Source organism: Psychroserpens luteolus (assembly GCF_021032705.1).
GTDB lineage: Bacteria > Bacteroidota > Bacteroidia > Flavobacteriales > Flavobacteriaceae > Psychroserpens > Psychroserpens luteolus.
This window is the reverse complement of the sequence record NZ_JAHVXI010000049.1, coordinates 1-321: the sequence shown is the minus strand read 5'-3', so window position 1 is coordinate 321 and position 321 is coordinate 1. Positions and strand designations below refer to the sequence as shown.

General features: G+C 59.8%; 1 protein-coding gene. It reads right to left on the bottom strand.

All coding sequences use genetic code 11. The features are described from left to right. On the bottom strand, positions 1-230 hold a 230-nt coding region (locus KWG70_RS17785), incomplete at its 3' end, for an AIR carboxylase family protein (protein ID WP_230937383.1). Positions 231-321: the final 91 nt, after the last annotated feature.

Here is a 321-nt window from a genome sequence, read left to right as displayed (position 1 = left end):
GCCATCATGCCGGGAAGATGCGCAGCCCCGCCGGCGCCTGCAATAATAACCTGAAGGCCGCGATCCACGGCGGTTTTGCCATAGTCCCACAACCGGTCAGGCGTGCGGTGGGCAGAGACAATCTTGGCCTCATAGGCCACGCCCAAAGCGTCCAACATGTCGGCGGCTTCTTTCATGGTGGGCCAGTCGGACTGGCTGCCCATGATGATGCCCACTTTGATCTCTGCCATGACAAACGCGCTTTCAGCCGTAAAAGGAAGCGGCACTATAGCCAGCCGCCGCCCTTACGCAATGATATCCGGCGTCAGTTGGTCCTCAAGC